23 protein-coding genes are annotated in these 26,546 nt (G+C 64.9%); 4 read left to right on the top strand and 19 right to left on the bottom strand.

Annotation, left to right across the window (positions count from 1 at the left end):
- Window positions 1-499 precede the first annotated feature (499 nt).
- Window positions 500-1,033: a hypothetical protein gene (locus RT131_RS11230; protein ID WP_313172901.1), complete on the bottom strand. Its 534-nt coding sequence runs from the start codon at window positions 1,031-1,033 to the stop codon at window positions 500-502.
- A gap of 463 nt (window positions 1,034-1,496) precedes the next feature.
- Here RT131_RS11230 and RT131_RS11225 point away from each other — a divergent pair, with 463 nt between their 5' ends.
- Complete coding sequence (locus tag RT131_RS11225; RefSeq protein WP_313172900.1) at window positions 1,497-1,793, top strand: hypothetical protein; 297 nt, start codon at window positions 1,497-1,499, stop codon at window positions 1,791-1,793.
- A gap of 30 nt (window positions 1,794-1,823) precedes the next feature.
- On the opposite strand, the gene gcvH is transcribed toward RT131_RS11225, so the two are convergent.
- The 9 genes from gcvH to nudE all read right to left on the bottom strand — a co-directional run bounded on the left by gcvH (window position 1,824) and on the right by nudE (window position 7,905).
- Window positions 1,824-2,219, bottom strand: a complete 396-nt coding sequence (gene gcvH, locus RT131_RS11220) for a glycine cleavage system protein GcvH (RefSeq protein WP_313172899.1) — start codon at window positions 2,217-2,219, stop codon at window positions 1,824-1,826.
- 86 nt (window positions 2,220-2,305) lie between these two features.
- Complete coding sequence (gcvT, locus tag RT131_RS11215) at window positions 2,306-3,427, bottom strand: glycine cleavage system aminomethyltransferase GcvT (RefSeq protein ID WP_313172898.1); 1,122 nt, start codon at window positions 3,425-3,427, stop codon at window positions 2,306-2,308.
- A gap of 90 nt (window positions 3,428-3,517) precedes the next feature.
- On the bottom strand, window positions 3,518-3,949 hold the full coding sequence (locus tag RT131_RS11210; protein ID WP_313172897.1) for an NfeD family protein: 432 nt from the start codon (window positions 3,947-3,949) through the stop codon (window positions 3,518-3,520).
- Between the two features lie 3 nt (window positions 3,950-3,952).
- On the bottom strand, window positions 3,953-4,921 hold the full coding sequence (locus RT131_RS11205; RefSeq protein WP_313172896.1) for an SPFH domain-containing protein: 969 nt from the start codon (window positions 4,919-4,921) through the stop codon (window positions 3,953-3,955).
- 67 nt (window positions 4,922-4,988) lie between these two features.
- Window positions 4,989-5,291, bottom strand: coding sequence for a DUF962 domain-containing protein (locus tag RT131_RS11200; RefSeq protein ID WP_313172895.1), 303 nt, complete (start codon window positions 5,289-5,291; stop codon window positions 4,989-4,991).
- 39 nt (window positions 5,292-5,330) lie between these two features.
- Window positions 5,331-5,654: a YnfA family protein gene (locus tag RT131_RS11195; RefSeq protein WP_313172894.1), complete on the bottom strand. Its 324-nt coding sequence runs from the start codon at window positions 5,652-5,654 to the stop codon at window positions 5,331-5,333.
- Complete coding sequence (gene mazG, locus RT131_RS11190; protein ID WP_313172893.1) at window positions 5,651-6,472, bottom strand: nucleoside triphosphate pyrophosphohydrolase; 822 nt, start codon at window positions 6,470-6,472, stop codon at window positions 5,651-5,653. Before mazG ends, RT131_RS11195 begins: the two co-directional genes overlap by 4 nt.
- 78 nt (window positions 6,473-6,550) lie before the next feature.
- Window positions 6,551-7,360 carry a 3'(2'),5'-bisphosphate nucleotidase CysQ gene (gene cysQ / locus RT131_RS11185; protein ID WP_313172892.1) on the bottom strand — a complete coding sequence of 270 codons (810 nt, stop codon included), beginning with the start codon at window positions 7,358-7,360 and terminating at the stop codon, window positions 6,551-6,553.
- On the bottom strand, window positions 7,357-7,905 hold the full coding sequence (nudE, locus tag RT131_RS11180; RefSeq protein WP_313172891.1) for an ADP compounds hydrolase NudE: 549 nt from the start codon (window positions 7,903-7,905) through the stop codon (window positions 7,357-7,359). Before nudE ends, cysQ begins: the two co-directional genes overlap by 4 nt.
- 124 nt (window positions 7,906-8,029) lie before the next feature.
- Here nudE and RT131_RS11175 point away from each other — a divergent pair, with 124 nt between their 5' ends.
- Window positions 8,030-8,764 carry a 16S rRNA (uracil(1498)-N(3))-methyltransferase gene (locus RT131_RS11175; protein ID WP_313172890.1) on the top strand — a complete coding sequence of 245 codons (735 nt, stop codon included), beginning with the start codon at window positions 8,030-8,032 and terminating at the stop codon, window positions 8,762-8,764.
- A gap of 424 nt (window positions 8,765-9,188) precedes the next feature.
- Here RT131_RS11175 and RT131_RS11170 read toward each other — a convergent pair whose 3' ends face one another.
- The 7 genes from RT131_RS11170 to pilG all read right to left on the bottom strand — a co-directional run bounded on the left by RT131_RS11170 (window position 9,189) and on the right by pilG (window position 21,417).
- A complete protein-coding gene (locus RT131_RS11170) occupies window positions 9,189-9,665 on the bottom strand; it encodes a chemotaxis protein CheW (RefSeq protein WP_313172889.1) in 477 nt (158 codons plus the stop codon).
- 25 nt (window positions 9,666-9,690) lie between these two features.
- Window positions 9,691-11,034, bottom strand: coding sequence for a chemotaxis protein CheB (locus RT131_RS11165; RefSeq protein ID WP_313172888.1), 1,344 nt, complete (start codon window positions 11,032-11,034; stop codon window positions 9,691-9,693).
- Window positions 11,021-17,917, bottom strand: coding sequence for an Hpt domain-containing protein (locus RT131_RS11160; RefSeq protein WP_313172887.1), 6,897 nt, complete (start codon window positions 17,915-17,917; stop codon window positions 11,021-11,023). The genes RT131_RS11165 and RT131_RS11160 overlap by 14 nt, the downstream gene beginning before the upstream one ends.
- 108 nt (window positions 17,918-18,025) lie before the next feature.
- Entirely contained in the window at window positions 18,026-20,062 is a 2,037-nt protein-coding gene (locus tag RT131_RS11155) for a methyl-accepting chemotaxis protein (RefSeq protein ID WP_313172886.1), read from the bottom strand.
- A 41-nt stretch (window positions 20,063-20,103) separates the two neighbouring features.
- Window positions 20,104-20,634, bottom strand: a complete 531-nt coding sequence (locus RT131_RS11150; protein ID WP_313172885.1) for a chemotaxis protein CheW — start codon at window positions 20,632-20,634, stop codon at window positions 20,104-20,106.
- Window positions 20,634-20,996 (bottom strand): response regulator, encoded by a 363-nt coding sequence (locus tag RT131_RS11145; RefSeq protein WP_303747144.1) that lies wholly within the window; start codon window positions 20,994-20,996, stop codon window positions 20,634-20,636. Before RT131_RS11145 ends, RT131_RS11150 begins: the two co-directional genes overlap by 1 nt.
- 19 nt (window positions 20,997-21,015) lie before the next feature.
- On the bottom strand, window positions 21,016-21,417 hold the full coding sequence (gene pilG / locus RT131_RS11140) for a twitching motility response regulator PilG (protein WP_057628851.1): 402 nt from the start codon (window positions 21,415-21,417) through the stop codon (window positions 21,016-21,018).
- Between the two features lie 240 nt (window positions 21,418-21,657).
- Here pilG and gshB point away from each other — a divergent pair, with 240 nt between their 5' ends.
- Both gshB and RT131_RS11130 read left to right on the top strand, forming a co-directional pair.
- A complete protein-coding gene (gene gshB, locus RT131_RS11135; RefSeq protein WP_313172884.1) occupies window positions 21,658-22,605 on the top strand; it encodes a glutathione synthase in 948 nt (315 codons plus the stop codon).
- A complete protein-coding gene (locus RT131_RS11130; protein ID WP_313172883.1) occupies window positions 22,605-23,495 on the top strand; it encodes an energy transducer TonB in 891 nt (296 codons plus the stop codon). The genes gshB and RT131_RS11130 overlap by 1 nt, the downstream gene beginning before the upstream one ends.
- 145 nt (window positions 23,496-23,640) lie before the next feature.
- Here the strand turns inward: RT131_RS11130 and tsaB are convergent, their stop codons facing one another.
- Entirely contained in the window at window positions 23,641-24,348 is a 708-nt protein-coding gene (tsaB, locus tag RT131_RS11125; protein ID WP_313172882.1) for a tRNA (adenosine(37)-N6)-threonylcarbamoyltransferase complex dimerization subunit type 1 TsaB, read from the bottom strand.
- 9 nt (window positions 24,349-24,357) lie between these two features.
- Window positions 24,358-26,463, bottom strand: a complete 2,106-nt coding sequence (locus RT131_RS11120) for an ATP-dependent DNA helicase (protein WP_313172881.1) — start codon at window positions 26,461-26,463, stop codon at window positions 24,358-24,360.
- Window positions 26,464-26,546 lie beyond the last annotated feature (83 nt).

The following is a 26,546-nucleotide window of genomic DNA, read 5'->3' as shown; positions in this document are numbered from 1 at the left end:
CCAACCCTCCCTTTGCCGCAGGCAAGGGGAGGGCTCGGTTCCTCGGCATCGATCGAGGTCTCGACCAAGCTCGCCGCTCCGGTAGTGCCGAGCCATGCTCGGCAGGGGCTTTACCAGCAAACCGAAAGCCACAGCGCCCCTCGTGCAGGGGCGGCGTAAGCCGCGAAGTCGACAACCTCGGGATGACACGGACAGCAGGATCGCGGCAAACCGGCACTGCTGAAGTCAGATATCCCATCGACGCACAGGCATTGCCCGGACAGATACATCGTCAGCTGCGCGGCTTGCGCCACTCCCACAAACCAGACCTCACTCCTGCACTGTGGATATGGCTGCGCGGCTGGGACAGCGCTCAATGCTGGGCTGCTGCCGAGCATGGCCCGGCACTACCGAAGCGGTCGGCCTGCCCGGTACGCGCCAGTTCGGTCCGCGCATAAAAAAACTCCCTCCCCGCTGGGCAGTCGGGGAAGGAGTTTCAGGTGTTGCTAGTGGAGCTGGATCAGATCAGCGGCGCCGGGGTAGCCGGCAGCGCAACCGGAGCGGCCTTCTTCTTGCGAGCGGCCGGCTTCTTCTTCGCAGCTACCTTCTTGGCGGCCGGCTTCTTGGCGGCGACCTTCTTGGCGGTCTTCTTTACGACCTTCTTGGCAGCTGCCTTCTTGGCAACCTTCTTGACGGTCTTCTTGGCAGCTGCCTTCTTGGCAACCTTCTTCACGGCCTTCTTGGCAGTTGCCTTCTTGGCAACCTTCTTCACGGCCTTCTTGGCAGTTGCCTTCTTGGCAACCTTCTTTGCGGCCTTCTTGACGGTCTTCTTGGCAGCTGCCTTCTTCACGGTCTTCTTGGCGGCTGCCTTCTTGACGGTCTTCTTGGCGGCTGCCTTCTTCACGGTCTTCTTGGCAACAGCCTTCTTGGCGACCTTCTTCACTGCCTTCTTGGCGGTTGCCTTCTTGGCAACCTTCTTCACGGCAGCCTTCTTGGCGACTTTCTTCACCGCCTTCTTGGCGGCCGGCTTTTTAGCTGCTTTCTTCGTAGCCATGGTTTGTTCCTCGTCAGTGATCTATGGAATTGAAATGCCCAGTTGAAGCAAATCCGCGGTGTTCGGCGGAGGACCGACGACGCGTCTAGCGCATCGTGACGGATACAGAAACACCCGCTACGGTTCCCGCTGCGGGTGCCAGATAGAAATCAGGGGGGTGTTTCGCGGAAGGAAGCGACTCCTGCTCCACCATCAAGAGAATCCTGGCGGACGTCCAAGTTGTGCTTCGCGTCTGAATGTTGATCCGGCTCACTCGCTTCCGCAGGAAAGGTCTGCTGGGCGAAACCTAATCACGGTTTTTTTTACTGTCAACCATCTTTCCAAAATATTTTTCGGAAGCCTTCAGCCTTCCGCAGCCGTGCCCGCCCCGGCGCGCCCCGCGATTGCATGGCCACAACACCGTTGCCGCGGCCTCCAGAAAAAACACAAAGTAAAAAAACATCGGTAAAAGCGCACTATTCGTTTGAGCAACGAAGACGCGCCGCCATCTCGCCGCTACTCCAACAGCGTCGCAAAGCATGCGACCGATGCCTGCTACCCATCGCTTCCGACGACCAAAAAAAAGTTTGCCCAAGGCGAGGTTTGGCATCCGCAGTGGATGATTTTGCGCAAACTTTTTGAACCGTTTCGCGATCGGCAAGGACGCGCACCGGTGTCGGTTCGCACCTTCAAGCACGCATCGCGGCAAGCGCGCGTCGGCCCTCATCACCACCGATCATCACCTGATGCTGACATCGCCGCAAAAAAAAACGGCCGCTGACAGCGGCCGTTTTTCGGAGAGCGGCAGGACTCAGTGGTCCTCGTTCTCCAACATCTCGGCATAGTCGTCCGGGCCGAGCAGGTCGTTCAACTGATCCGGATCGGACAGCTCGACGACGTACAGCCAACCCTCGCCGTAGGCATCTTCGTTGATGGTTTCCGGCTTGTCGGTCACCGCTTCGTTGATTTCGACAACGGTGCCGGACACCGGGCTGTAGACGTCGGAAGCGGCCTTCACCGACTCGACCACCGCAGCGCCAACGCCAGCCTGCACGCTGTCACCGACAGCCGGCAGTTCGACGTAGACCAGGTCACCCAGCAAACCCTGGGCATGATCGGAAATACCGACGGTAACGCGGTTGCTGCCTTCGACACGGGCCCATTCGTGGGACTTGAGGAACTTGAGGTCGCCAGGGATCTCGCTCATGGAACTACTCCGGAAAAACGGTGGTCGGGATGAAGCGCTAGTTTAACGAACCGGAAGCGAGGTCGCTTCCGGCCCGGTCCTACAGGTCAAAGATTGATGCCGGCCTGTGCCTGGCCGTCACGCACGAACGGGAACTTCACGATACGCACCGGCACTTCCTTGCCACGGATGTCCACGCGCACGTCACCCGGCGCACCCGCCGGCACGCGCGCGAAGGCGATGGCCTTGCCCAGCGTCGGCGAGAAGGTGCCGGACAGGATCTCGCCTTCGCCATTGGCGGTGAGCACCTTCTGGCCGTGACGCAGCACGCCCTTCTCGTCCATCACCAGTCCGATCATCTGCCGCGCGTTGCCGGCGGCCTTCTGCGCTTCCAGCACGGCGCGACCGGTGAAGGCACGCGGCGTGCCATCGGCCAGGTCATCCAGTGCCACGGTCCAAGCCAGCGCCGCCTCGTACGGAGTGATGGCTTCGTCCATGTCCTGGCCGTAAAGATTCATGCCGGCTTCCAGGCGCAGCGTGTCACGTGCGCCCAGGCCAGCCGGCTTCACACCAGCGGCCAGCAGCGCGTTCCAGAACGCGACGACCGCGCTCTGCGGCAGCAGCACTTCGTAACCGTCTTCGCCGGTGTAACCGGTGCGTGCGACGAACAGTTCAACGCCGTCGATGGAGTTGACAGTCAATGCGGCGAAGCGGCCGAGCTTGTCCAGCGCGGCACGATCCGACTCCGCTACCAGGCCGGCGACCAGGGCACGCGCCTGCGGCCCCTGCACGGCAACGATGGCCAGGTCTTCGCGCTCGACCACCTCGACGCCGAAGGCTTCGGCATGCTGGCGGATCCAGGCCAGGTCCTTCTCGCGGGTGGAGGCGTTGACCACCATCCGGAACATGTCCTCGGCCAGGAAGTAGACGATCAGGTCGTCGATGACACCACCCTGCGCATTGAGCATGCACGAGTACAGGGCCTTGCCGCTGACCTTTACCTTGTCGATGGAGTTGGCCAGCAGCTGGCGCAGGAACTCGCGGGTGCGCGCACCCTTCAGGTCGACCACCGTCATGTGGCTGACGTCGAACATGCCGGCGGCCGTGCGGACCAGGTTGTGCTCGTCGATCTGCGAGCCGTAGTGAATCGGCATGTCCCAACCGCCGAAGTCGACCATCTTGGCGCCGAGTGAGCGGTGGGTTTCGTTGAGCAGGGTTTTCAGGGTCATGGCCGTTCCACACTAAGGGGACCGCCATTATCCCAGATGGTTACGTGTAAAACCTGCGGCACCGCCACAACGGCAGTGCCGCGGCAGTATTCAGACCGCCTGCACCTTGAGGGTCATGCCGTCGACCGCGACCACGCGCACCGTGCTGCCCTGGGGCAGGTCCGGACCGGCCACCACCCAGAACGCATCGTCGACCTTGGCCCGGCCGACACCGGCACTGATGGCCTGCTCCAGCGTCACTACCCGCCCGATCAACTGCTCGGCGCGGCGGTTGAGCAGCGGCTGGTCGCTGGGCCGCGCACGCTGCCGGAACCAGGTGCGGTAGACCTGGATGGAGACAAAACTCAGCACCACGAACAGGATGACCTGCAGCAGCAGGCTCATGCCATCGAACGCCCAGACGGTGAGGAAGACTGCGGCCGCCGCTATCCCCATCCACAACATGAAGGCACCCGGCGCCAATGCCTCGGCGGCAAACAAGGCCACCGCCAGTGCCGCCCATAGCACCACCTCCCAGCGCATGGCTCAGCGCCCCAACGGCGGCGGGTTGCCGCGTGCAGGCTGTTTGGCGTCGGCTTGCTTGGCGAATGCCTCCTTGGCCAGTTCCGAAATGCCGGCAATGGAACTGATCACCCCGGTAGCCTCCATCGGCATCAGCACCAGCTTCTGGTTGGGGGAATTGGCCAGTTCACCGAAGGCTTCCACGTACTTCTGCGCGATGAAGTAATTGATCGCCTGCACACTGCCGTTGGCGATCGCATCGGACACCATCGCGGTCGCCTTGGCCTCGGCTTCGGCAAGACGCTCGCGTGCCTCGGCGTCGCGGAACGCGGCCTCCTTGCGGCCTTCCGCTTCCAGCACCGCCGACTGCTTCTGGCCTTCGGCGCGCAGGATCTCCGATTGGCGGATACCCTCGGCTTCAAGCACCGCAGCACGCTTGTTCTGCTCGGCCATCTTCTGCTGCTGCATCGACTGCACCAGGTTGGCCGGTGGCTGGATGTCCTTGATCTCGATGCGGGTGACCTTGACGCCCCACGGATTGGTGGCGTGGTCGACCACGTTGAGCAGCTTGGCGTTGATGGTCTCGCGCTGGCTCAGCGATTCGTCCAGGTCCATCGAGCCGATCACGGTACGGATATTGGTCTGCACCAGGGCAATCATCGCCACTTCCAGGTTGGCCACTTCATAGGCCGCCTTGGCCGCATCCAGCACCTGGAAGAACACCACGCCATCCACCCGCACCACCGCATTGTCCTTGGTGATGACATCCTGGCTGGGCACGTCCAGCACCTGCTCCATCATGTTCACCTTGCGGCCGACGCCATAGACCACCGGAAACAGGAAATGCAGGCCCGGGCTCATCGTGTGCGTGTACTTGCCGAACCGTTCCACCGTCCATTCATAGCCCTGCGGCACCATCCGCACCGTCTTGAACAGCACGATGATGCCGGCCACCGTGACCACCAACGCCAACACCGCTGCTCCGCCGCTCATCCGACCACTCCTTGTGCTGATTGATGGGCCGAGTATAGCCACAGCCCGGGCAACTGCCTGAGCGGGCTCACAGGCGCACCCGCCCGCGCAGGATATCGACGAACATCACCCAGTCACCGGCAAATGAATAGAGCGGATGGCGAAAGGTTGCCGGTCGGTTCTTCTCGAAGAAAAAGTGCCCTACCCAGGCGAATCCATAGCCACACAACAGGGCGAAACCGAGCCAGCGCAGCTGACCGGTCCACAGCAGCATCGCCACGCACAGCAGCACGCCGCAGCTGCCGATGAAATGCAGGCGGCGACTGGTGCGGTTGCTGTGTTCGCTCAGGTAGAACGGGTAGAACGCACGGAAGCTGCTGAATCCTGACATGGCCGGCACCCGGGACTGGATGCCGCCAGCATAGGCGCTTCAGTTGCTGCGTGGGGCGAACATGATCACCGCCATGCCGAGCAGGCAGAGGCCACCGCCGAGCAGGTCCCAGCGGGTGGGCTTGACCGAGTCCACCAGCCACAACCACAGCAGCGCCACGCAGACATAGACGCCGCCGTAAGCGGCATAGACCCGCCCGCTGGCCGCCGGATGCAGGGTCAGCAGCCAGGCGAACAGGGCCAGGCTGGCGGCAGCTGGCAGCAGCAACCACGGGCTGCCCTGCTGCCGCAGCCAGACCCACGGCAGATAGCAGCCGACGATCTCCGCCAACGCGGTGAGCAGGAACAGCGCGAAGGTCTTCATCGCGCGGAATCCTTCTCCTGCTGCTTCACCTGCTGCCACAAGGCCTCCTGCTGTTGCAGGTCCAGCTGTGGCATCGCGGTTCCGCGAGCGGCCGCCAGCGCCTCCATGGCACGGAAACGGCGTTCGAACTTGTGGTTGGCATGGCGCAGGGCGGTGCCGCTATCGACCTTGGCGTGGCGGGCAAGATTGGCGCAGACAAACAACACGTCACCCAGTTCCTCCTGCAGCCGGACCTGGTTGTCGGCGCCGGCGGCAGCAAGCTCGAACTCGGCCTGCAGTTCGTCGATTTCCTCACGCAGCTTGTCCAGTACCGGCACCGCATCGGGCCAATCGAAGCCGGTGCGCGCAGCACGCGACTGCAGCTTGGTGGCACGCAGCCACTCCGGCAGTCCACGCGAAATGCCGGCCAATGCCGAATCATCCTGCTCGCCCTTGGCGGCGCGCTCGCTGCGCTTGATCTGGTCCCAGTTGGCCAGCACTTCGTCGGCGTCGCTGACCTCGGCATTGCCGAAGATATGCGGGTGGCGGCGGATCATCTTGTTGCTGATCGAGGCCACCACATCGCCGAAATCGAAGGCGCCCTGCTCGCTGGCCATCTGTGCATGGAACACTACCTGCAGCAGCAGATCGCCGAGCTCGTCCTTCAGATCCGGCAGGTCATTGCGGTCGATGGCATCGGCAACCTCATAAGCCTCCTCGACGGTGTACGGCGCGATGCTGGCGAAGTCCTGCTCCAGGTCCCAGGGGCATCCGCCCTGGGGATCGCGCAGGCGCGCCATGATCTGCAACAGGGTCTGGATATTGGTCAATTCGGACATTCGCACATCACCTTTGTTACGAATACGCCGGCAGTCGCCGGCGTTTGAAGTTCACTGCAGGCAGCCAGTGGCTGGGCGTCAAAGCCCGGCCACCCACGCCTGCCACGGCAACGAGGCATCACCCAGGGCAACGAAGTCGCCATTGAGCAGACGCGGGCGTTGGTTGTAGGCAAACGGCACGCCGTCATCGGCCGCCAACACGACACCACCCGCCGCCTCCAGCACGCACTGACCGGCGGCGGTATCCCATTCACTGGTTGGCCCAAGGCGCGGGTACACATCCAGCGTCCCTTCAGCGATGCGGCAGAACTTCAGCGACGAGCCCTGCGCGACCAGCTCGATTTCACCCATCCGTGCCAACAAGCCAGCGGTGCGCGCACTGGCGTGTGAGCGGCTGGCAGCGACCCGCAACGGCGATGCCGGTGGCACCCGGGTAGTAATCGCGTCCTGCTGCTGACCGCTGCGGCGCCAGGCCTGGCCACCGCGCTGTGCATGCCAGATGACCTCGGTCACCGGTGCCTGTACGACACCAAACACCGACACGCCATCTTCGATCAATGCAATGTTGACGCTGAATTCGCCATTGCGCTTGATGAATTCACGCGTGCCGTCCAGCGGGTCCACCAGCCAATAGCGCTGCCACTGCCGACGCGTCTCCCAGGGCAACTGGGCCGATTCCTCGGACAGTACCGGAATGTCCGGGGTCAGCTGCGCCAGACCGGCAACAATCAGCCGGTGCGCGGCCAGATCGGCCGTGGTGACCGGGCTGTCATCGGCCTTCTGTTCGACGTCGAAACCGTTGGCATAGACCTGCATGATCGCCGCGCCTGCGCGCTGGGCGATGTCCAACACGCCTTCGCGCAGGACGTCATCAACTACTGCGTTCATGCGCCACCTCGCAGCCACTCACGGGCAATGAACAGGGCTGCCAGCGAGCGCCCCTCGGAAAAATCCTCGCGCAGCATCAGCTGGTCCAGCTCGGCCAGCTTCCACGGCACCACTTCCAACTCTTCCGGCTCGTCACCAGGCAAGCGCTGCGGATACAGGTCGCGCGCCACTACCAGCGTGGATTGGTGACTCATATAAGTAGGTGCGAGAGTCAGGCTGCGCAGCGCATCCAGCCTGCGCGCGCCATAACCGGCCTCCTCCTTCAGCTCACGGTCGGCGGCCTCGATTGGCGTCTCGCCCTCGTCGATGCGGCCCTTGACCAGACCCAGTTCGTAACGATGCAGGCCAGCTGCGTATTCACGCACCAGCAATACGGTCTCGTCATCGAACATGGGCACCACCACGACCGCACCGTGTCCGCCACTCACCAGGCGCTGGAAATGCCGTCGCTCGCCGTTGGAAAACTCCAGGTCCAGCTGCTGCTGGCGGAAGGGACCGATGTGTTCTTCGAACACGTTGTGGATCTGTGGCAGACGGCGACTCATGCGCCACTCCGGGCAAAACGACGGTAGACCGATAGAATGCGCATTGGCAGATACGTTTTCATGACGTTGAAATGCTAGCAGACCCAGCCGCTCCCCACGCGGCACCGCCTTTGCGAGAACACCCATGCGCCTTACCCGTAGCCCGATTGAACTGCCGCTTGCCGTCGGCCAGACCCTGTCCCTGCCGGAGGATGTGGCCAACCATCTGGTCCGGGTGATGCGCCTGCGCGAGGGCGAAAGCTGCATCCTGTTCAACGGCGATGGCCATGACTATGCCGCCACCCTCAGCGCGATCAGCAAGCGCGAGGTACAGGTGCACATCGACAGTGCCCAGGCCGTCGACAACGAATCGCCACTGGCCATCACCTTGCTGCAGGGCATTGCGCGTGGCGAGAAGATGGACTTGATCCTGCAGAAGGCCACCGAACTGGGGGTCAGCCGTATCATCCCGGTCAATGCCGAGCGCACCGAAGTAAAACTGGACGCAGCACGCGCCGAAAAGCGCATCGCGCATTGGCGCAACGTGGTGGGTTCGGCCTGTGGCCAATCGGGGCGCGCGCGGATTCCGTCCATTGCCAGCCCGCAGGCGCTGGCCGCGGCGGTGGCAGCATTGCCCGGGCAGACCCTGCGACTGACCCTGGACCCGCTGGGCGAGCATCGCCTGGCCTCGCTGCCGGCAGCACCCGCCAACGGCGTGGTGATCGCAATCGGGCCGGAAGGTGGCTGGTCACCGCGTGACCGTCAGCAACTGAGCGAGGCAGGCTTCCAGGGCCTGCAGCTGGGTCCGCGCATCCTGCGCACGGAGACCGCCGGCCTGGCGGCAATCGCGGCCCTGCAGGCGCGGCTGGGCGACCTGTAGCGCCGAGCCGTGCTCGGCGTGAGCATTGCCGACAAACCCGCTGTCGGTGTTTGTGGGAGCGGCGTAAGTCGCGAAGCCAACACCGATAAGATCACCAACCGGCCTGCAATCTGTTGGAGTGCGAGCTTCGCGGCTTACGCCGCTCACGCAATGTTGAGGATTGCCGGGAAAGCTTCTGCCGAGCATGGCTCGGCACTACAGGTAATGCCTGGCCCGCCTATAGAGCCGAGCCATGCTCGGCTGGGGCGTTACAGCTGTACCCACCCGGTATGTGAGCGGCGTAAGCCGCGAGGCCGACGCCACTGGAATCACCAACCGGTCTGCAATCTGTTGGAGTGCGAGCTTCGCGGCTTACGCCGCTCCTACAAATGCCGAAGATCGCTGGGAAGGCCGCTGCCGAGCATGGCTCGGCACTACCTTTCGGTCAGGCTACGGCTTCTGCCAGGGCCAGGATCACGGCGCTTTCAACTGCGTCCAGGTCTGGCAGCAGTGCGCTTTGTTCACCGAGCAGGACGCGCATATGCACGCCCACCGGCAGGCTTTCTTCCGATGCATCGGCCAGCAGGCCATCGCGCGGTACCGCGATCAGCTGCGGGAAGGACTGGGTCAACAGGGCGAAATACGGCAGGTCCGGGTTGCCACCCAGGGCCTTGAGCACCACCACCTTGTTGTTGCCGCCGACCATTTCGTTGCCATGGCCACTGAGCCCGGCATAGGACAGCAACGGCACGCTCCAGCCGTGCCATGCGATCTGCCCGACCAGCCATGCCGGGGCATTGGCGATCGGCTCGACCGCCACGCGCGACATCATTTCCGCCACCGTTGCGTTGGGCAGCAATACGCGTTCGGTACCGGCCTGTATCAGTACCCCACGGACTTCATCGTTGTTTGCGTAGCTCATCGTCAGTTCCTGGGTCGCGCAGCGGTCACGCCGCGCAATGCACTGCCAATTCGGCGGCGAGATATTCCGGATCACCGGCGCGCATGCCCGCGACAGCCAGCTGGCTGGCGGCGGCCGGGTCATAGCAGCCCTCACCGATCTGCCCCGCCACCCAGCCGCCCTTGCCGGCGAATTCCAGCACCGGGGCAACCAACGCCACGTCGGCACCACTGAGCATCAGCACGGCACTGCGGTCGGGTTGCAGGGCTTCAAGCAAGTCGTTGGCTTCCGCGCAGAAGCGCAGGCCCTCGGTACTCGACTCCACACCGATCACGTCGGGAAGAATATAGACATCGCCCGGAACCAGATTCTGCCCCGGATCGGCCAAGGTCACCGGCAGCGGCGTCGCCCGCGCCATCTGCTTGACCAGGTTGGCGTAGCGGCCGCCGTCCAGACGCAGCTGCACCAGCACCGGTCGCGCGAAGTCTTCGGGCAGGCCGGCCAGCACACGGCGCACCGCATCCGGACCACCGATGCCGGCGATCAACAACACTGCCCCATTGCCTTCGGCAGCGCCTTCGTCGATCTCAACCAGTGACAACTCGCTGTTGAGCAGGCTGGCCAGGGCCGGCGGCGGCACCTGGACCGCACTTGCCGCAGCAGGCGCCGCTTCATAGCCATCATCCTCCAGCAGCGACCAGCTGCTGAAATCGCCCAGCGGCACCTTGGCGGGCTCGGCTTCGGATTCCGTCGCCACTGGCACCACAACCGGCTCCGCCGGCAGCGGCGGCGGCACGGCTGCGACCGGCTGCGCAGCGCCCGCAATCAATTCCTCGAAGGACAGCACCTCCGGGCGCGGCGCAAGCGCACGGGCCGGGGCCTCGTAGATCTCATCAGCGGGCAGGTCGTAGGCCTGCACCTGTGCCTCGTCCAGATGGAACTGCAATGGTGCATCCACATGCCCGTCAGCAGGACGCGGCGGCATGCCGGGTTCGAGGGCAATCGCCGGCTCCGCCTCCTCATGCTCCAGACCGGGCGGCAGCACGTTGCCATGGCCCTGCAGCTTGGCCGCCAGATGGCGGATCCAACGCTGCGCCTCCCAGCCCTCGCGACGTGCGGCCAGCTCGGCTTCCTCGAACAGCAGCGACAGTTCCGGTGTTTCCAGCACCGATTCCAGTCGCTCCAGCGCGTCCTCCACCGCCGGCTCCAAGGCCACCAGCACCACCTGCGGCGCGGCCGCGGCAAGTGCGGACGGCTCAAGCTGGTTGGGATCCTCTTCCAGCACGATGCGGCCGCCGGCAGCGACCAGCGCTTCGCGCAGGCGATCCCGGGCGGCGCCGGCGCGGGCCAGCAAGGCAACCGGCTTGGCAGTGTCGTCAGTCGCGTGCACGGGCGATCCCCAGCAGGTCGTAGACATTGCGCATCAAATCCAACTCCTGGTACGGCTTGCCGAGATAGCGCTGCACGCCGATCTCGAAGGCGCGTTGGCGATGCTTGTCGCCGCTGCGCGAGGTGATCATCACGATCGGAATGTTCTTGTAGCGTGGATCGGCACGCATCGCGGTGGCCAGCTCGTAGCCGTCCATACGTGGCATCTCGATATCCAGCAGCATCAGGTCCGGGATGCGCTCTTCCAACTGCTCCAGCGCTTCCACGCCGTCGCGGGCGACCACTACATCCAGGTTGTGACGCTCCAGCACGCGACCGGTGACCTTGCGCATGGTCAGCGAATCGTCGACCACCATCACCAGCGGCACATGGCGCTGGCTGCTGGCCTCGATCACTTCCACCGTCTGCTGCGGTTGGGTGAGGTGACGACGCACCAGCGGTGCCACGTCCAGGATCACCACCACGTTGCCTTCGCCGGTGATCGTGGCGCCGTAGATACCCGGCACCGAGGCGATCTGCAGGCCCACCGGCTTGACCACGACTTCGCGGTTGCCCAGTACCTGGTCGATAGCCACCGCCGCACGCAGGTCGCCGGAGCGCACCAGCAGCAGCGGGATCTCGGCCTGGCCTTCGGCCTTGGCTGCAACCTGGCCCACCAGGGTGCCGAGGTTGTACAGGCTGAAGTCTTCGCCGTTGTAGTGGTAACCGCCCTGCCCGGACTCGAAACGCTCGCGGGAGATACGACCGATACCGCTGACCGAGGCCACCGGCACCGCATAGGTGGTTTCGCCGATGCGGACGAACACCGCCTGGGTGACCGCCAGCGTCTGCGGCAGGCGCAGGGTGAAGGTCGCGCCCTGGCCACGCACCGAGTGGATGTCCACCGAGCCGCCGAGCTGACGGACTTCGTTGCGCACCACGTCCATGCCCACACCACGGCCGGCCAGCTGACTGACCTGTTCGCTGGTACTGAAGCCCGAGGCGAAGATCATCTGGTCCAGCTGGGTATCGTCGATCTGCTCGTTGGCACCCAACAAACCGCGCTGCTCGGCGCGGCGACGGATCGCCTCGCGGTCCAGGCCGGCACCGTCATCGCCCACTTCCAGCACGATTTCCGAACCTTCGCGGCGCAGACGCAGGGCGATTTCGCCTTCTTCCGGCTTGCCTGCGGCAGCACGTGCGGCCGGCTGCTCCAGGCCATGTGCAACCGAGTTGCGCAGCATGTGCTCCAGCGGCGCGACCATGCGGTCCAGCACATTGCGATCGAGTTCGCCGTGGGTGCCTTCCAGCTTCAGGTGCACCTGCTTGTCGGTTTCCTGCGCGGCCTGACGCACCACACGGCGCAGACGCGGCACCAGACCGTCGAACGGCACCATGCGCGCGCGCATCAGGCCATCCTGCAGTTCCGAGCTGACACGCGACTGCTGCTGCAGCAAGGTGTCGTAGTTGCGCGACAGATCGTCCAGCACCCCCTGCAGACCGCCCAAGTCGGCTGCCGATTCGTTCAGCGCACGGCTTAGCTGCTGCAGGGTGGAGAAGCGGTCCAGTTCCAGCGGATCGAAGGTTTGGTCGGCCTGCTCATGCTCGCGGCGGTAACGCGCCACGATCTGCGCTTCGGTTTCCAGGTCCAGGCGGCGCAACTGGTCGCGCAGACGTGCGTTGGTGCGGTCCAGCTCGGCCATGGCGCCACGGAAGGCACCCAACTGCTGCTCCAGGCGCGAGCGGTAGATCGCCACTTCACCGGCATGGTTGACCAGGCTGTCGAGCAGGTCAGCGCGAACACGCACCTGTTCCTGGCCGCGCGGCGCACCTTCGTCTTCGTTGCCTGCCTGCTCTTCGCGCAGCGGTGCCGACAGCGGCGCATTCTGCGCCACCGGCTGCGGCTGCACATCGTCAGCGGCAAACTTCTGCGATGCCGGCTCGAACGTGCCGACAGCGGCTTCCACCGGCGCCTGTGCGGCCTCGGCGCGGCCGTCGGTACGGGCTTCGAAGGCCGTGATCAGGTCGGTCGGCATCTGTACCGCGCGATGCTCGCCGGTACGCAGCAACAACTGGTGCAGACGATCGAAGCCGCGCTCCAGCAGCTGCACGTCGCTGCGGGTGATCTCGGTACGGTTGGCCGCAACCGCTTCCAGCAGCGATTCGATACCGTGGCCAAGGTCACCGATGGCATTGATGCCCGCCATGCGTGCACCACCCTTGAGGGTATGCAGGTCACGCTGCAAGCCGGCCAAGGCTTCACGATCTTCCGGCGCCGCGCGCAGGTCGTTGATCAGACCATCGCAATGATCGAGCAGGTCCTTGCCTTCCTCGACGAAGATATCGACCAGTTCGCGATCCAGGTCGGCAAAATTCAGCGGCCCGGCATCAAGCTCATGCGCAGCAGCGGCGGCGACCGGTGCCGCGACCTCTTCCGGCAAGGCGGCGGTGAGCGGAGCCAGTTCCGCCTTCGGTTCGATGCTGGTCCCGGCGTCGACCTGGCCTGCACTGTCGTCCACGGCGGTCGTTCCAAACGCCCCGGCCGCTTCAGGCTGGACGTGTTCCGGCTGAACGACGTCGTCGTCCTGCCCGGCATCTGCAACCACGATGGGTTCTTCGTCCGGAGCAACGGCTTCGCTTGTGCCGTGTTCCTCGACGGCCGCGATGTCCTCGCCAGCCAGCGTTGCATCCGCGGCGTCGAGAGCTTCCAGCGACGCAGCTGTCATTGCCTCCGGCGCATCGGCAACTGCGGCCTCCTCGCCCGATTGCACGGAGTCAGCCGATGCCTGCACGACGCCGTCCTCGACCGCGGCAGAGCTCTGCTCGGTGGACTCCGCAATCGGCTGGTCTTCTTCGATCTGCGCTGTCGCGTTCGATGCTTCTACTTCTGCTTCTTCCTCGGCTTCGACCGGGACTTCCGCTGCGACTTCGGTTTCGCTCGAACCCAGCTGGGCCACACCGGCAACCACCGTAGCCGTACCGGTAGCGATTGCCAGCGCACGCGCGATCACACTGTCGTGATCGTGCTGATCGGTGGGAACCTCGACAGCCGTCGCCTCGTCTTCCTGGTTGTCTTCGGTCGAAGTGAGCGCATCGGCCTCAACCGCGGCATCGCCTGCCGCGGTAGTCGTCTGTGCGGCTTCGACCTCGCCTACTTCGGGCTCGGTTTCGAGCGTCGGATCGGAGGCTTCCGCGACCGGCTCCTGATCACCTTCCACCGCTTCCGCGGCAACGCCCCAGGTCGAGGCCCGCACTGCATCGTACTGATCAACCGTTTCAACCGGATCCAGCGCAGCTTCCGGCGCGACGACCTCGGTCAGCTCGATGCTGTCGGCCAGTTCGACCGGCGCATCAGCAGCAACTGGCGTGGCCGGCTCGATATCGCTGGCGACTTCCAGCACCGTCGACGACACGTCGGCGGCAACGGTATCCGCAAGCTCAATCTGCTCCGACCCGCTGGTTTCGGCGGCGGCCCCCATCGGCAACAGCATTTCAGGCTCGGCTGCCGTGGCCGGCTGTTCGATGCTTTCCGGCGAGACCTGGCTACCCGGGGTCTCCTCCAGCAAGCCTGCGTCAAAGTACGCGGAAAGGTCTTCGCCCCCCACCAGCTCGGCGTTCATGTCATTGCCCGCCGGCGCTGCCGGCTGCGCAGCTACGCTGTCATTGGCGAGCAGTTCTTCGTCTGCCTGCATCGGCGGCCACTTGGCGTCCGGCAAGGCATCGACCAGGGCCTGCAGACGCTCGGCCACGCCCGGGAATGCAGGAATACGCGGCGAAGACGCACGCAAGGCCGTGATGGTGGTGTGTACCGCAGCGGCCATCTGCGCCAACGCATCCACGCCAGCAGCCGTCGGGGTGACCGACGCCGCCAGCGAACGCTTGACGAAGGTTTCCGCCGGGCTGGTGATCTGGGTGATCACCGGCACATCGGTCATCGCGAATGCACCACTCATGGTGTGCACCGCACGCAACAGGTCCTCGGAGACGGCCTGCGGCTGCACGGCCGAAGCCGCCAACCAGGCATGCACCGTATCCAGGTGGGCGCCAATCTCGGCCTCGAGGATTTCGCGCAACACCTCGTCCACGGAAGCCGGAGTGCCGTCAGCCTGTTCGGCAACTTCAGCGTCGCCGGCGGGCGCAAAGGCTGCTTCCGCATCGGACTCCGCCGCTACCTCGCCAACCGCCACATCAGCTGCAACGGCGCTGGCGCCGGTGACGTAGAACGCTTCTTCACCCGCAGCGACGCGGTCGGCCACCTCCTGCATGCCCAGCAGATCGGACTGGATGCTGCCGGTGCCACGCAATGCGGCATTCAATTCCGGCAATACGTCATACGCCTGCGCTACCGCGGCAAGAACCGCGGGGCTGGCCGGACGGCTGCCGTCGAGCACGCGATTGAGCATGCTCTCGATCTTCCAGCTGAACTCACCCAGGGTGCGCGCGCCGACAAGACGACCACTGCCCTTCAAGGTGTGGAATACGCGGCGCACCGGGCGCAGCCTTTCCATGTTGGCAGGCGCCGCGCGCCAGGCAGGCAGCAGGTTGCCCAGATTTTCGAGCTCCTCGTCGAACTCCTCGATGAAGACATCGCGGATGTCCTGATCGATCACGTCACCGCCATCGATGAAGCCGCCCTCGAGCTGCTGCGTCGGTGCCACGGTCCTTGCAGGCGTCGCGGCACTGGCCGCGACTTCGCCCACATCGGCCGTGACCAGCTCGGGCTGCAGCGACTCGGGCAACGCAAACGGGTCGAAGGCCTCGGCGGCGGCATCCAGCTGCGCCATGAATGCAGCGGTTTCGGTATCCAGCGTGGAAACCGGCTCAACCACTGTGGAGGCCGGTTCCACCGGCGCGGCGGCCAGGTCCCAATCGCTGCTTATCTGTGCCGGCGCAAGCGTTGCATCCTCGATCGAGGTATTGCTGGTCTCCAGCTCCGGATTGAAGAACGGATCGGCATCGACTTCGGCATCGGCAAAGGCGGCGTTGACCAGCTCCGCATCGGCCAGATCATCCTTGCTCAGTTCAGCCGCGTGCGGCGCCTGTGCATCGGTGTCATCCAGCGTCAGCAACGAGGCGTCGAAACGATAGCTGTCGTTCGCGCCCTCAATCGTCGCGTCCTCGGCGGCTACCGGATCAAACGAGGCAGCAAGCGACACGGGAGCTTCAAAATCTGCTGGCGCCGCGGCTTCGTCGTGCCCCTCAAGCACCATCGGGGCCAGCGTGAAGCTGCTCTCTTCAGCTCCGGAGCTCTCGGCGGCTACCGGATCAAATGCGGAGACCGCAGCGCTGGTGTCGGCCGGTGCCGACACGGAAGAATCCGCCACCTCTGCTGCCTGTGCCGGAATGCTGGAAATTGCCACGGCATTGATGGCCGCACCAAACACCAAGGGGTAATCGACCGCGGCAGCCTGCGGCTTCACCTCCGCATCCAACGACGGCAACGGCGGTGGGATCACCGGCGCTGCAACGACAGGAGCCGGTTCGGAAGCAGGCGCCGCGTCGGCGACTGCGTCAGCAGACGCATGCGGCACATCGTCCTGGCCGGCGGCGACTGCCTCGTCCACAACGGTGCTCGGCGTTGCTGCCAGCTCGGCAACAGGTGCAGCAATGACTTCGGCGGCAACCGGTTCGACTGCCGCCGTGGCGGCCACAACCTGCACCGGGGGAATCGGCCAGTAACGCAGTGTTTCCAGGCTGGTACGGGTGATATCGAGGATTTCCTCGCGGCCCGGACGACGGTCGCGCAGGGCTTCCAGGAAGTATTCCAGGCTGGCCATGGCATCGGCCAGGGTATCGAGCTGACGACCGCTGGGAATGCGCTGGCGTGCGATCAGCTCGACGTCGATGTACTGGCGCACGGCCAGCAGATAGTCCGCCGGTACCGGCATCTCCAGCATGCGCAACGCGCCCGACACTTCGCCGAGCAGGCGCGGCACTTCGGCCAGGCGCGCGTGATCCCAGTTGGTCTCGATGAACGCGACGAACGATTCGCGTGCCGCGGTGAAGTTGGCAATGGCTTCATGTGCCAGCACTTCCACCGTACGGCGGGTTTCCACCGAACCGGCATCGTCGTCACCGGCGACATTGGCGCCGAGATGGGCCACCTGGTCGTCCAGCGATGCATCCACGTAGAGCAATGCGCCGGCGATATCCAGCAACAGGTTGTCGTCGATCTGGCGCGCACCATCGACCACCTCACGCAGCGCATCGCGCTGCTGGGCGACGATGCCACGGGCCACGCCCAGGCCCATCACGCCCAGGGTGTCTGAGACCGCGCCCAGTTCGTTGACCTGCACCTGCAGGTCGGCCGGGTTGCCGTCCATGCGCATATGCAGATCGAGCGCATCCTTGATGCGCATCAGTTCTTCCTTGACCGCGCTGCCCACGGTGTCGAGCAGCTCGCGGTTGCGTCCACTCAGGCTGCCGCGTGCATGTTCCAGTTCATCGGCGCTGGCGTCGCTGGCGTCTGGGTTGAAGGCGAACAACACGCTCTCGTTGATGCCCTCGGCACCGCGCGCGGCACGGATGTCATTGAGCAGCGGCAGCAGCACGATCGGAATGTCGCGATGGCCGTTCTGCAGGCGTTCCAGGTAATCGGGCAGCAGCACGGTGCCACGCATCAGCGTGGCGCAGGCCTCGTCACGCTCGGGAACAGCCCCATCACGAACTGCATTGGCCAGCAGTTCCAGTTCCTCGGCGACCATGGCCGGCGCATACAGCTCGACCATCCGCAGCGTGCCCTGCACCTGGTGCAGGTAGCCGGCGCAGAAGCGCATGCGGCTGGTATCACTGGGATCTTCCACGAACGCTTCGACCTCATTGCGCACCTGGCGCAGGGTCTCGTCCAGCTCGGGTTTCACCCAGCCCAGTGCGGCGTGGCTCATCGCATCGCGCAAGGTACTCATCGCACTCCCCCGTGCAGCATCAATTGCATGCCGTCCGGGCGGCCCTGCGTTGCGTCGTGACGAAACTTCATCTGCTGATTCCTTTGCATCCCCGCCCGATCAGTCCGCTCAGGCCGGCAACTTGAAGTCGGCCACCGAGCGGCGCAGCTCTGCCGCCAACTGGTTCAACTGACCCAGCGAGTCGGCCGTCTGCCCCGCACCCTGCGAGGTCTGGCCGGTAATCTGCCGGATCACGCCCATCGTCTGGGTGATGTCGGTAGCTGCCGAGGCCTGCTGGTTGGCGGCGATGGAGATGCTCTTGATCAAGTTATTGAGTGCGTTGGACACGCGCTCGATTTCGGTCAGCGCGGTACCGGCGTCCTCGGCCAGTCGCGCACCGGACACCACTTCGGCGGTGGTCTGTTCCATCGAGGTGACGGCTTCGTTGGTATCGGCCTGAATCGCCTGCACCAGACCTTCGATTCGGCGTGTTGCGCCGGAGGTACGTTCTGCCAGGCGCTGCACTTCGTCGGCCACCACAGCGAAACCGCGACCGGCCTCACCGGCCGAGGCTGCCTGCACAGCCGCGTTCAATGCCAGGATGTTGGTCTGCTCGGAAATGTCGTTGATCAGTTCCACGATCGAGCCGATTTCCTGCGAGGACTCACCCAGGCGCTTGATGCGCTTGGAGGTTTCCTGGATCTGGTCGCGGATCTGGTCCATGCCCTGGATGGTCTGGCGCACCACGCCGGCACCTTCGGTCGCGATGACCACCGAGCGCTGTGCCACTTCGGCCGACTCGGTGGAGTTGCGCGACACCTGCTCAATGGAGGTGGCGATTTCGCCGATACGGTCCGAGGCACTGGTGATCTCGTCGGCCTGGTGGCCGGCGGCTTCGGCCAGCTGCATTGCCGTTGCCTGGGTTTCCTGTGCCGACACCGCCACCTTCGAGGAGATGTCGTTGATGGTGGTCACCAGGTGGCGCAGTTCGTCCACGGCGTAGTTGATAGCGTCGGCGATGGCGCCGGTCATGTCCTCGGTCACCGAGGCCTTCACCGTCAGGTCACCTTCACCGAGCGAGCTGATTTCGTCCAGCAGACGCATAATCGCCTGCTGGTTGCGGCTGTTGAATTCCACCTGGGTCTGGTAACGCACGTCCTGCTCACGCGAACGGGTACGCACCGTGCTCCAGACGAAGCCGATGATCGACAGCACCGACAGGCCGCCGAAGATCACGCTCCACCAGAAGTTCGGGAAGATACGGGTATCGCGGGCCGAACCGAAGGCCGAGAACGCATCGAACAGCTTGCGGCTGCGCTCCAGCATCTTGTCCGAACCGGTCGCCAGTGCGGCGGCCGAGGACTGTGCGGCGAACAGGTTGCGCGAGCTGGCCAGGATGGCGTCGGCGTCCTTCTTCATCTTTGCCCACTGGTTGGCGGACTGTTCCAGCGCAACCTGGGCGTTGGCGTTGCGCACGGCGGCGATGCCCATTTCCTCATTGCCGTTGCGCAGGCCTTCCAGCACCTGGGTGAACACCACCATGTCGCGTGCCAGCGCGTCGCCGGCGCCGCTTGCGCCAGGACCACCTGCGCGGATTTCGGTCACGCGACGGGCCATGGTGCCAACCACCACCACCTGCTGCAGGCCGTTGTAGACCTGCGAGGACTGGGCACCACCGGCGGTCATCGCACGCACCACTTCGTTCAACTGCGCCTGCAGCTGCGGCACCGCACCGACGAAGCTGTCGGCGTTACCGGCCAGCGCCAGCACGGCCGGCTCGGAGGCGACGATCTGCTCGGCGTTCTTGGACAGCGGCTTCCAGGTATCGACCAGCGCACCCAACGGACCGGACACGCCGCTCTCGTTGCCGTAACGGCCCTGCAACTCACTGACCGTACTTTCCACCTTGCTGCGCGTGTCCTTGAACGCGGCGTAGCTCTCACGGCTACCGGCCACGGCTTCACGGCCCTGGTTGGCCAGCTGCTGCGACAGCACCTGCAGATCGGCGGCGCCGGTACTGGCACCGGCCAGGCGACTGCCCTGCCAGGTGGCCACGCCGGTGTTGGCACCGAACACGACCATCGAGAGTACCAACAAGCCCAACCAGAAGTTGGTGCTTACGTTGCCAAGCTTGCCGGCCTTGGCGGCTTCAGGAGCAGTACTCATCGTTCGACCTCGGTCTCAATACGAAGAGGCAAGCGTGCCGATCAGGCGGCCGCTTGCCGGAATTCAGGGGTGCGGGAAAGCAGTGACAGCGAGAAAACGCCCCAATCACGGCCCTCATCATGGAAGGCTCGCTCGACGAAATGCGTGTAACGGCCCTGCGCGATATCGCCGGCAGGCACCTGCATCGACGCCTCGAAGCTGCGCTGGCCATACAACTCGTCGATCACCAGTGCCACGTCGCCGCCGCTCTGGCGCATGATCAACACGCGCTGGCCTTCCTGTGGCGCGGTGCGCTCACCTTCCAGGAAGTTCTTCAGGTCCACCACCGGGAACAGGTTGCCACGCAGGTTGCCCACGCCCAGCAACCAGGACTGCGCGCCGGGAACCGGAGTCACTGGCGGCATTGGCACGATTTCCACCACTTCGCGGAAATCCGAGACCAGATGCCGGCTGCCAACGCGGTAGCCCACGCCACGCCAGACATCCTGCGAAAAGCTGCGCTCGGGCAGCTGTACCGCGTGCGCCAGACTGCGGCGTTCGTAGGCTTCAAGGATGTCGAATGGAGAACGCATCAACCCACCAGTTTGTTGATCCGCGCGATCAGATCATCCTCGCGCGGCGGCTTGACGATGTAATCGCTGGCGCCTTGGCGCATGCCCCAGGCCTTGTCGGTTTCCATGCCCTTGGTGCTGACGATCAGCACCGGAATGGCACGGGTGGCCTCGTCACGCGACAGCGCGCGGGTCGCCTGGAAACCGCTCATGCCCGGCAACACCACGTCCATCAGCACCAGCTGCGGCCCTTGCTCACGGGCAATCTGCAGGCCGTCCTCGGCATTGTCAGCCGACAACACCTCATGCCCAGCCTTGAGCAACCATTGCGTAAACACCGCCCTGTCGGTCGGTGAGTCCTCGATCAAAAGAATTCGAGCCATTTTTGCCTTTCCCCCCTGGTCAGGCGTTGACGTATGTGCGGATGGCACCTAGTAGTTCGTCGCGGGTAAATGGCTTGGTGAGGTATTGCTCGGAGCCGACGATGCGGCCACGGGCTTTGTCGAACAGGCCATCCTTGGATGACAACATGATCACCGGTGTCGACTTGAAGAGCTGGTTGCCCTTGATCAAGGCGCAGGTCTGATACCCATCCAGACGCGGCATCATGATGTCGACGAAGATGATCTGCGGTTGCTGGTCGGCAATCTTGGCCAATGCCTCGAAACCGTCAGTGGCGGTCACGACCTCACAACCTTCACGCTTGAGCAGTGTTTCAGCCGTACGTCGGATGGTCTTCGAATCATCGATCACCATCACCTTCAGCCCTGCGAGTTCCCCACCCGCAGCCATGTTTTCAACCATTTTTGTTCCCCGAACGCGCGACCGATATCAAACGCGATATTGCCGCGAAAGCGCATCTATATCCCAGCCCAGCCGCGAAGTGTCAAGCGATGCCCGCAGGACTTGGCCGATCGCCAAGATAATGTGACCGGGTTCGCAATAAAAGCGCAACGCCATTCAGCCTCAGCGTTCCGCTTTCCGCGCTGTGCGGCCCTGCCCCGAACCGCTAACATCCTCGTCCAGATCTGCTGGATTCAAGTCATGCCTTTAGACGTCATCGTGGTGATGGACCCCATCGCCGACATCAAGATCGCCAAGGACACCACCTTCGCCATGCTGCTGGAAGCCCAGCGTCGTGGCCACCGCCTGCACTATGTGCGCCCCGGCGGGCTGTCGCTGCACGGTGGCCAGGCCCAGGCCGAGGCGGCCCCGCTGCAGGTGCGCGACGACAAGGCAGGCTGGTTCAGCTTGGGCGAATTCGCCCCCCTGGTATTCGGCCCCGGCCAGATCGTGCTGATGCGCAAGGACCCGCCGTTCGACGGCGAGTACCTGTATGACACCCATATCCTCGGCATCGCCCAACAGGCCGGCGCCAGCGTGGTCAACGACCCGCAGGGCCTGCGCGACTTCAACGAGAAGCTGGCCGCGCTGCTGTTCCCGCAGTGCTGCCCGCCGACCCTGGTCAGCCGCAATGCCCGCGAACTGAAGGCCTTCGTGCTCGAACATGGCCAGGCCGTGCTGAAGCCGCTGGATGGCATGGGCGGTCGTTCGATCTTCCGTAGTGGCACCGGCGACCCCAACCTCAACGTCATCCTCGAGACGCTGACCGACGGCGGCCGCCACCTGGCGCTGGCACAGCGTTTCATCCCCGACATCAGCGCCGGCGACAAGCGCATCCTGCTGATCGACGGTGTACCGGTGGACTATTGCCTGGCGCGCATTCCGCAGGGCGACGAATTCCGCGGCAACCTGGCCGCCGGCGGCCGCGGCGAAGGCCGTCCGCTGAGCGAACGTGACCGCTGGATTGCCGCCCAGGTCGGCCCGGAGATGAAGCGCCGCGGCATGCGTTTCGTCGGCCTGGACGTGATCGGCGACTACCTGACCGAGGTCAACGTCACCAGTCCCACCTGCGTGCGCGAACTCGATGCACAGTACGGCCTGAACATCGCCGGACAGCTGTTTGATGCCCTTGAAGCTGACGCGGCCTGATGTATTCCCAGCCTGATGTCCTGCCCGCCGCACCGCGGGCAACCGAACAGCAACGCCTGACCGCCACCCTGGTGCTGTCCACGCTGGTGCATGGCCTGTTGATCCTCGGGGTGGGCTTCGCGGTGAGCGACAACGCCCCGCTGGTGCCGACGCTGGACGTGATCTTCAGCCAGACCAGCACCCCGCTCACGCCCAAACAGGCCGACTTCCTGGCCCAGGCCAACCAGCAGGGCGGCGGTGACCACGACAAGGCGCAGCGTCCGCGCGACGCCCAGGCCGGCATCGTGCCGCAGTTGCAGGACGGCCTGGCACCGGTACCGCTGCAGGCGCAGAGTGCAGCCGCACCACCGCCACCGCAGGCACGCATCATCACCAGCACCCAGGGCAAGGACCCGGTTGCGACCGCCCAGACCCAGCCGCTGCCGGATCGTCCCGATGCCAACGCGCCGATGAACGCGCGCGAACAGCGCGACGCGGCAATGGCACGCCTGGCCGCCGAGGTGCATCTGCGCTCGGAGCAGTACGCCAAGCGTCCCAACCGCAAGTTCGTCTCGGCCAGCACCCGCGAATACGCCTATGCCAACTATCTGCGCGCCTGGGTCGACCGCGCCGAACGCGTCGGCAACCTGAACTACCCCGACGAAGCACGCCAGCGCCGGCTTGCCGGCCAGGTGGTCATCACCGTCGGCGTGCGCCGCGATGGCAGCGTGGAGAGCAGCCGCGTGCTGCGCAGCAGCGGCGTGCCCTTGCTCGACGCCACCGCCCTGCGTGTGATCGAGCAGGCGCAGCCGTTCCCGGCGTTGCCGCAAACCAGCGACGATATCGACATCCTGCAGGTCACCCGCACCTGGATGTTCCTGCCCGGCGGGCAGTTGCACGACGATCGTTGAGCAACCAGTCCTGTATGTTGGTTTTGTGGGAGCGGCGTAAGCCGCGAAGCTGGCAACGCCCGAACTACCAAGCTGATCGCCATCTGATGGTCCATGAGCTTCGCGGTTTACACCGCTCCCACAACCATCACACCCCGCGACCGCTTCAACGCTTGGAATCGCGCAGCGCCTGCTGTTCGATCAGCGTCAGCGCGACGTTGTCGCGCAGGTAAGCCGGCTGCACCAGCTCCGGGGCGATCGCTTCGCCACGCAGCATTGCCGGTACAGCGATCTTCAGCACATCGGCAGCGCTGGGCAGGGCCTGCGCATCCACGCTGCTGAGGCGTGGCTGCAGGCGCGCGCTCAACACACCCTCACCCGCCGCGAAACCAGTACCAACACCGGCCCAGATGCTGTCATCGGCCGGCAGCTGTACATGCTCCGGCGCGACCAGCAGCTCACGCTCCTGCAACTGCAGCTCGCCATCGGCATCACGCAGGTAGCGCGCTGCGTATAGCTCGCCCATGCGCGCATCGATGCAGGCCAATACGCGCGGCGCGTCGGCCGGTGCACGCAAGGCCAGGGTCTGCAGGGTCGATACCGGCAGCAAGGGCCGGTCCAGTGCCAAGGCAATGCCCTGGGCGATCGCAATAGCCAAGCGCACACCGGTGAATGCACCCGGTCCACGGCTCAGCGCGATGGCGTCGAGCTGGCTGCGGGCGACACCGGCCTCGGCCAACAACTGCTCTGCCCACGGCAGGCTCAGTTCGGCATGCCGGCGCGGCGCTACTTCAAACCGCTCCAATACCTGCCCATCCACATACAGGGCGACGGAACAGGCTTCGGTGGCGGTTTCAAAGGCAAGCAGCTTCATGGCATCACATCAGGAAAGGGAGAACGGTGGCGCTTCGGAACCAGCGTCGGCCGAGGCCGTCGCGCTGGCGGAATCCGCCTCCGGCGCCCATTGTCGCGCAAAGAAGGCCTGCACATCGGCCAATGCGCGGGTACGGCGGAAGGGCGGCAGTGAATCCAGGAAGATGCGGCCGTAGCCGCGCGAAAGCAGCCGCGGGTCGCACAGCACCAGCACGCCGCGGTCGGTCTCGCTGCGGATCAGCCTGCCCACGCCCTGCTTGAGCGCGATCACCGCCTGCGGCAGCTGCTCGTCGCGGAACGGATTGCCGCCCTGGCGTCGGATCGCATCCAGCCGCGCTTCGAACACCGGATCATCCGGTGCGGCAAACGGCAGCTTGTCGATGACCACCACGCTCAGCGCGTCCCCCACCACGTCCACGCCTTCACGGAAGCTGGCCGCGCCCAGCAGCACGCCATTGCCGGACTCGCGGAAACGCTGCAGCAGGCTGGCGCGCGGCGCCTCGCCCTGCACGAACAGCGGCCATGGCCCATCGCGCAGCGCATCGGCGGCCTCACGCAGCGCCCGGTGCGAGGCAAACAACAGGAATGCCCTGCCCTGCGAGGCTTCCAGCACCGGCCGCAAGGTGGCGATCAAGGCCGCGCCATAACCACGCGCCGCCGGATCGGGCAGCTGCTGGGGCAGATAGCACAGGGCCTGCTGCTGCCAATCGAAGGGACTGGGCTGCACCAGCGTGTCCGGGTCATCCAGCCCCAGGCGTTTGGCCAGATGGTCGAAGCCGCCATCCACGGTCAGCGTGGCCGAGGTGAACACCCAGGCCGCCATCGAGCGCAGACGGTGCTCGCGCAGCGGACCGGACACATCCATCGGCGTGCGTTGGCAGCGGAAGCCACGCGGGGTCAGCTCGTACCACAGCACATCGTTGCCATCATCGACGGGAAACAGCGAGTCACTTCCCGCTGGCAACGCCGGCGTCGCCCCCTCTCCCGGCGCGACCGCGACCTCATCGATATCCCACGCATCGACCGCGCCACCGTCGCCGTCATCCAACCATCGCGACAGCCGTGACACGCCTTCCAGCGCGCGGGCATGGCAGGCATCCAGTCCGGGTGAGGCCTCGCGCACAAAGCTCAATGCATCGCGCAGCTGCGCCATCGCCGCAGCAACCGCATCAAAGCCTTCGGCTACCGCCGGCACTGCCAGGGCGCGCCAGCGGGTGCCGCGTTGCGGCAGTTTCTCCATTGCCTCGCGCAGTTCGCGCAGCGCCAACTCCAGCGTCGCCACCGGTTGTTGCAGGGTAGCCTGCGCACCCGCGACGCTGCGGCATTCGGCCAGGCAATCGCGTGCCAGCTCCTGCCACGGACGCATGCCGAACCCTTCACCAAAGAAGTTGGCGGCGAGCTCGGGCAGCTGGTGCGCCTCATCGATGACGAAAGCCTGCGCACCGGGCAGGATTTCGCCAAAGCCCTCCTGTTTCAGTGCCAGATCGGCGAGCAGCAGATGGTGGTTGACCACCACCAGGTCTGCTTCCTGCGCCCGCTGCCGCGCCTGCACGACGAAACAATCGCTCCAGAACGGGCAATCGCTGCCCAGGCAGTTGTCCACGGTCGAGGTGACCATCGGCAGCAGCGGCGAATCGTCAGGCAATCCATCCAACTCGGCCATGTCGCCGTATTGGGTACGGCCGGACCAGGTGAGGATGCGCTGGAACTGCGCTACCTGCTCGGTCGAGCTGAAGCGCGGCTCGCCGCGTGCCTGGTCCAGCCGGTAGCGGCACAGATAGTTCGCCCGCCCCTTCAGCAGCGCGGATCGATGACCGACGCCCAATGCGGCGCGCACGCGCGGCAGATCGCGGTGGTAAAGCTGGTCCTGCAGCGCGCGGGTACCGGTGGAGACGATGGTCTTCAAACCGGACAGCAAGGCCGGCACCAGATAGGCATAGGTCTTGCCGGTGCCGGTGCCGGCCTCGGCCAGCAGCACATCGCGTTGCTGCAAGGTCTCGGCGATTGCCCCGGTCAGGCGCAACTGCGAGGGCCGCGGCACGAAGGCATCAAGCTGGCGCGCGAGCGCGCCGCCTTCACTGAGTGCTTCGCAGCTGGCGGTGACTAGGGAGGACATGGCTTGAGCGTTGGGAATGGTGGATCGCGAACGGGGAATGGGGATGAACCGCACTCGGAACCTTGATCGCGCCACGGCAATGG

Source organism: Stenotrophomonas sp., from assembly GCF_032066555.1.
In the GTDB taxonomy this organism is placed as follows: Bacteria; Pseudomonadota; Gammaproteobacteria; order Xanthomonadales; family Xanthomonadaceae; genus Stenotrophomonas.
This window is presented reverse-complemented; position numbering and strand designations above follow the sequence as displayed.

What these genes read in the sequence shown, in the direction of transcription:
- RT131_RS11210 (WP_313172897.1), bottom strand. Translation starts at nt 3,949, where the DNA reads ATGCGCTGGGAGGTGGTGCTATGGGCGGCACTGGCGGTGGCCTTGTTT.
- RT131_RS11145 (WP_303747144.1), bottom strand. Translation starts at nt 20,996, where the DNA reads ATGGCTCGAATTCTTTTGATCGAGGACTCACCGACCGACAGGGCGGTG.
- RT131_RS11120 (WP_313172881.1), bottom strand. Translation starts at nt 26,463, where the DNA reads ATGTCCTCCCTAGTCACCGCCAGCTGCGAAGCACTCAGTGAAGGCGGC.
- RT131_RS11195 (WP_313172894.1), bottom strand. Translation starts at nt 5,654, where the DNA reads ATGAAGACCTTCGCGCTGTTCCTGCTCACCGCGTTGGCGGAGATCGTC.
- RT131_RS11150 (WP_313172885.1), bottom strand. Translation starts at nt 20,634, where the DNA reads ATGCGTTCTCCATTCGACATCCTTGAAGCCTACGAACGCCGCAGTCTG.
- RT131_RS11130 (WP_313172883.1), top strand. Translation starts at nt 22,605, where the DNA reads ATGTATTCCCAGCCTGATGTCCTGCCCGCCGCACCGCGGGCAACCGAA.
- RT131_RS11170 (WP_313172889.1), bottom strand. Translation starts at nt 9,665, where the DNA reads ATGAGCTACGCAAACAACGATGAAGTCCGTGGGGTACTGATACAGGCC.
- gshB (WP_313172884.1), top strand. Translation starts at nt 21,658, where the DNA reads ATGCCTTTAGACGTCATCGTGGTGATGGACCCCATCGCCGACATCAAG.
- RT131_RS11160 (WP_313172887.1), bottom strand. Translation starts at nt 17,917, where the DNA reads ATGAGTACCTTGCGCGATGCGATGAGCCACGCCGCACTGGGCTGGGTG.
- mazG (WP_313172893.1), bottom strand. Translation starts at nt 6,472, where the DNA reads ATGTCCGAATTGACCAATATCCAGACCCTGTTGCAGATCATGGCGCGC.
- pilG (WP_057628851.1), bottom strand. Translation starts at nt 21,417, where the DNA reads ATGGTTGAAAACATGGCTGCGGGTGGGGAACTCGCAGGGCTGAAGGTG.
- RT131_RS11205 (WP_313172896.1), bottom strand. Translation starts at nt 4,921, where the DNA reads ATGAGCGGCGGAGCAGCGGTGTTGGCGTTGGTGGTCACGGTGGCCGGC.
- nudE (WP_313172891.1), bottom strand. Translation starts at nt 7,905, where the DNA reads ATGAGTCGCCGTCTGCCACAGATCCACAACGTGTTCGAAGAACACATC.
- RT131_RS11175 (WP_313172890.1), top strand. Translation starts at nt 8,030, where the DNA reads ATGCGCCTTACCCGTAGCCCGATTGAACTGCCGCTTGCCGTCGGCCAG.
- cysQ (WP_313172892.1), bottom strand. Translation starts at nt 7,360, where the DNA reads ATGAACGCAGTAGTTGATGACGTCCTGCGCGAAGGCGTGTTGGACATC.
- RT131_RS11230 (WP_313172901.1), bottom strand. Translation starts at nt 1,033, where the DNA reads ATGGCTACGAAGAAAGCAGCTAAAAAGCCGGCCGCCAAGAAGGCGGTG.
- RT131_RS11200 (WP_313172895.1), bottom strand. Translation starts at nt 5,291, where the DNA reads ATGTCAGGATTCAGCAGCTTCCGTGCGTTCTACCCGTTCTACCTGAGC.
- gcvT (WP_313172898.1), bottom strand. Translation starts at nt 3,427, where the DNA reads ATGACCCTGAAAACCCTGCTCAACGAAACCCACCGCTCACTCGGCGCC.
- gcvH (WP_313172899.1), bottom strand. Translation starts at nt 2,219, where the DNA reads ATGAGCGAGATCCCTGGCGACCTCAAGTTCCTCAAGTCCCACGAATGG.
- tsaB (WP_313172882.1), bottom strand. Translation starts at nt 24,348, where the DNA reads ATGAAGCTGCTTGCCTTTGAAACCGCCACCGAAGCCTGTTCCGTCGCC.
- RT131_RS11155 (WP_313172886.1), bottom strand. Translation starts at nt 20,062, where the DNA reads ATGAGTACTGCTCCTGAAGCCGCCAAGGCCGGCAAGCTTGGCAACGTA.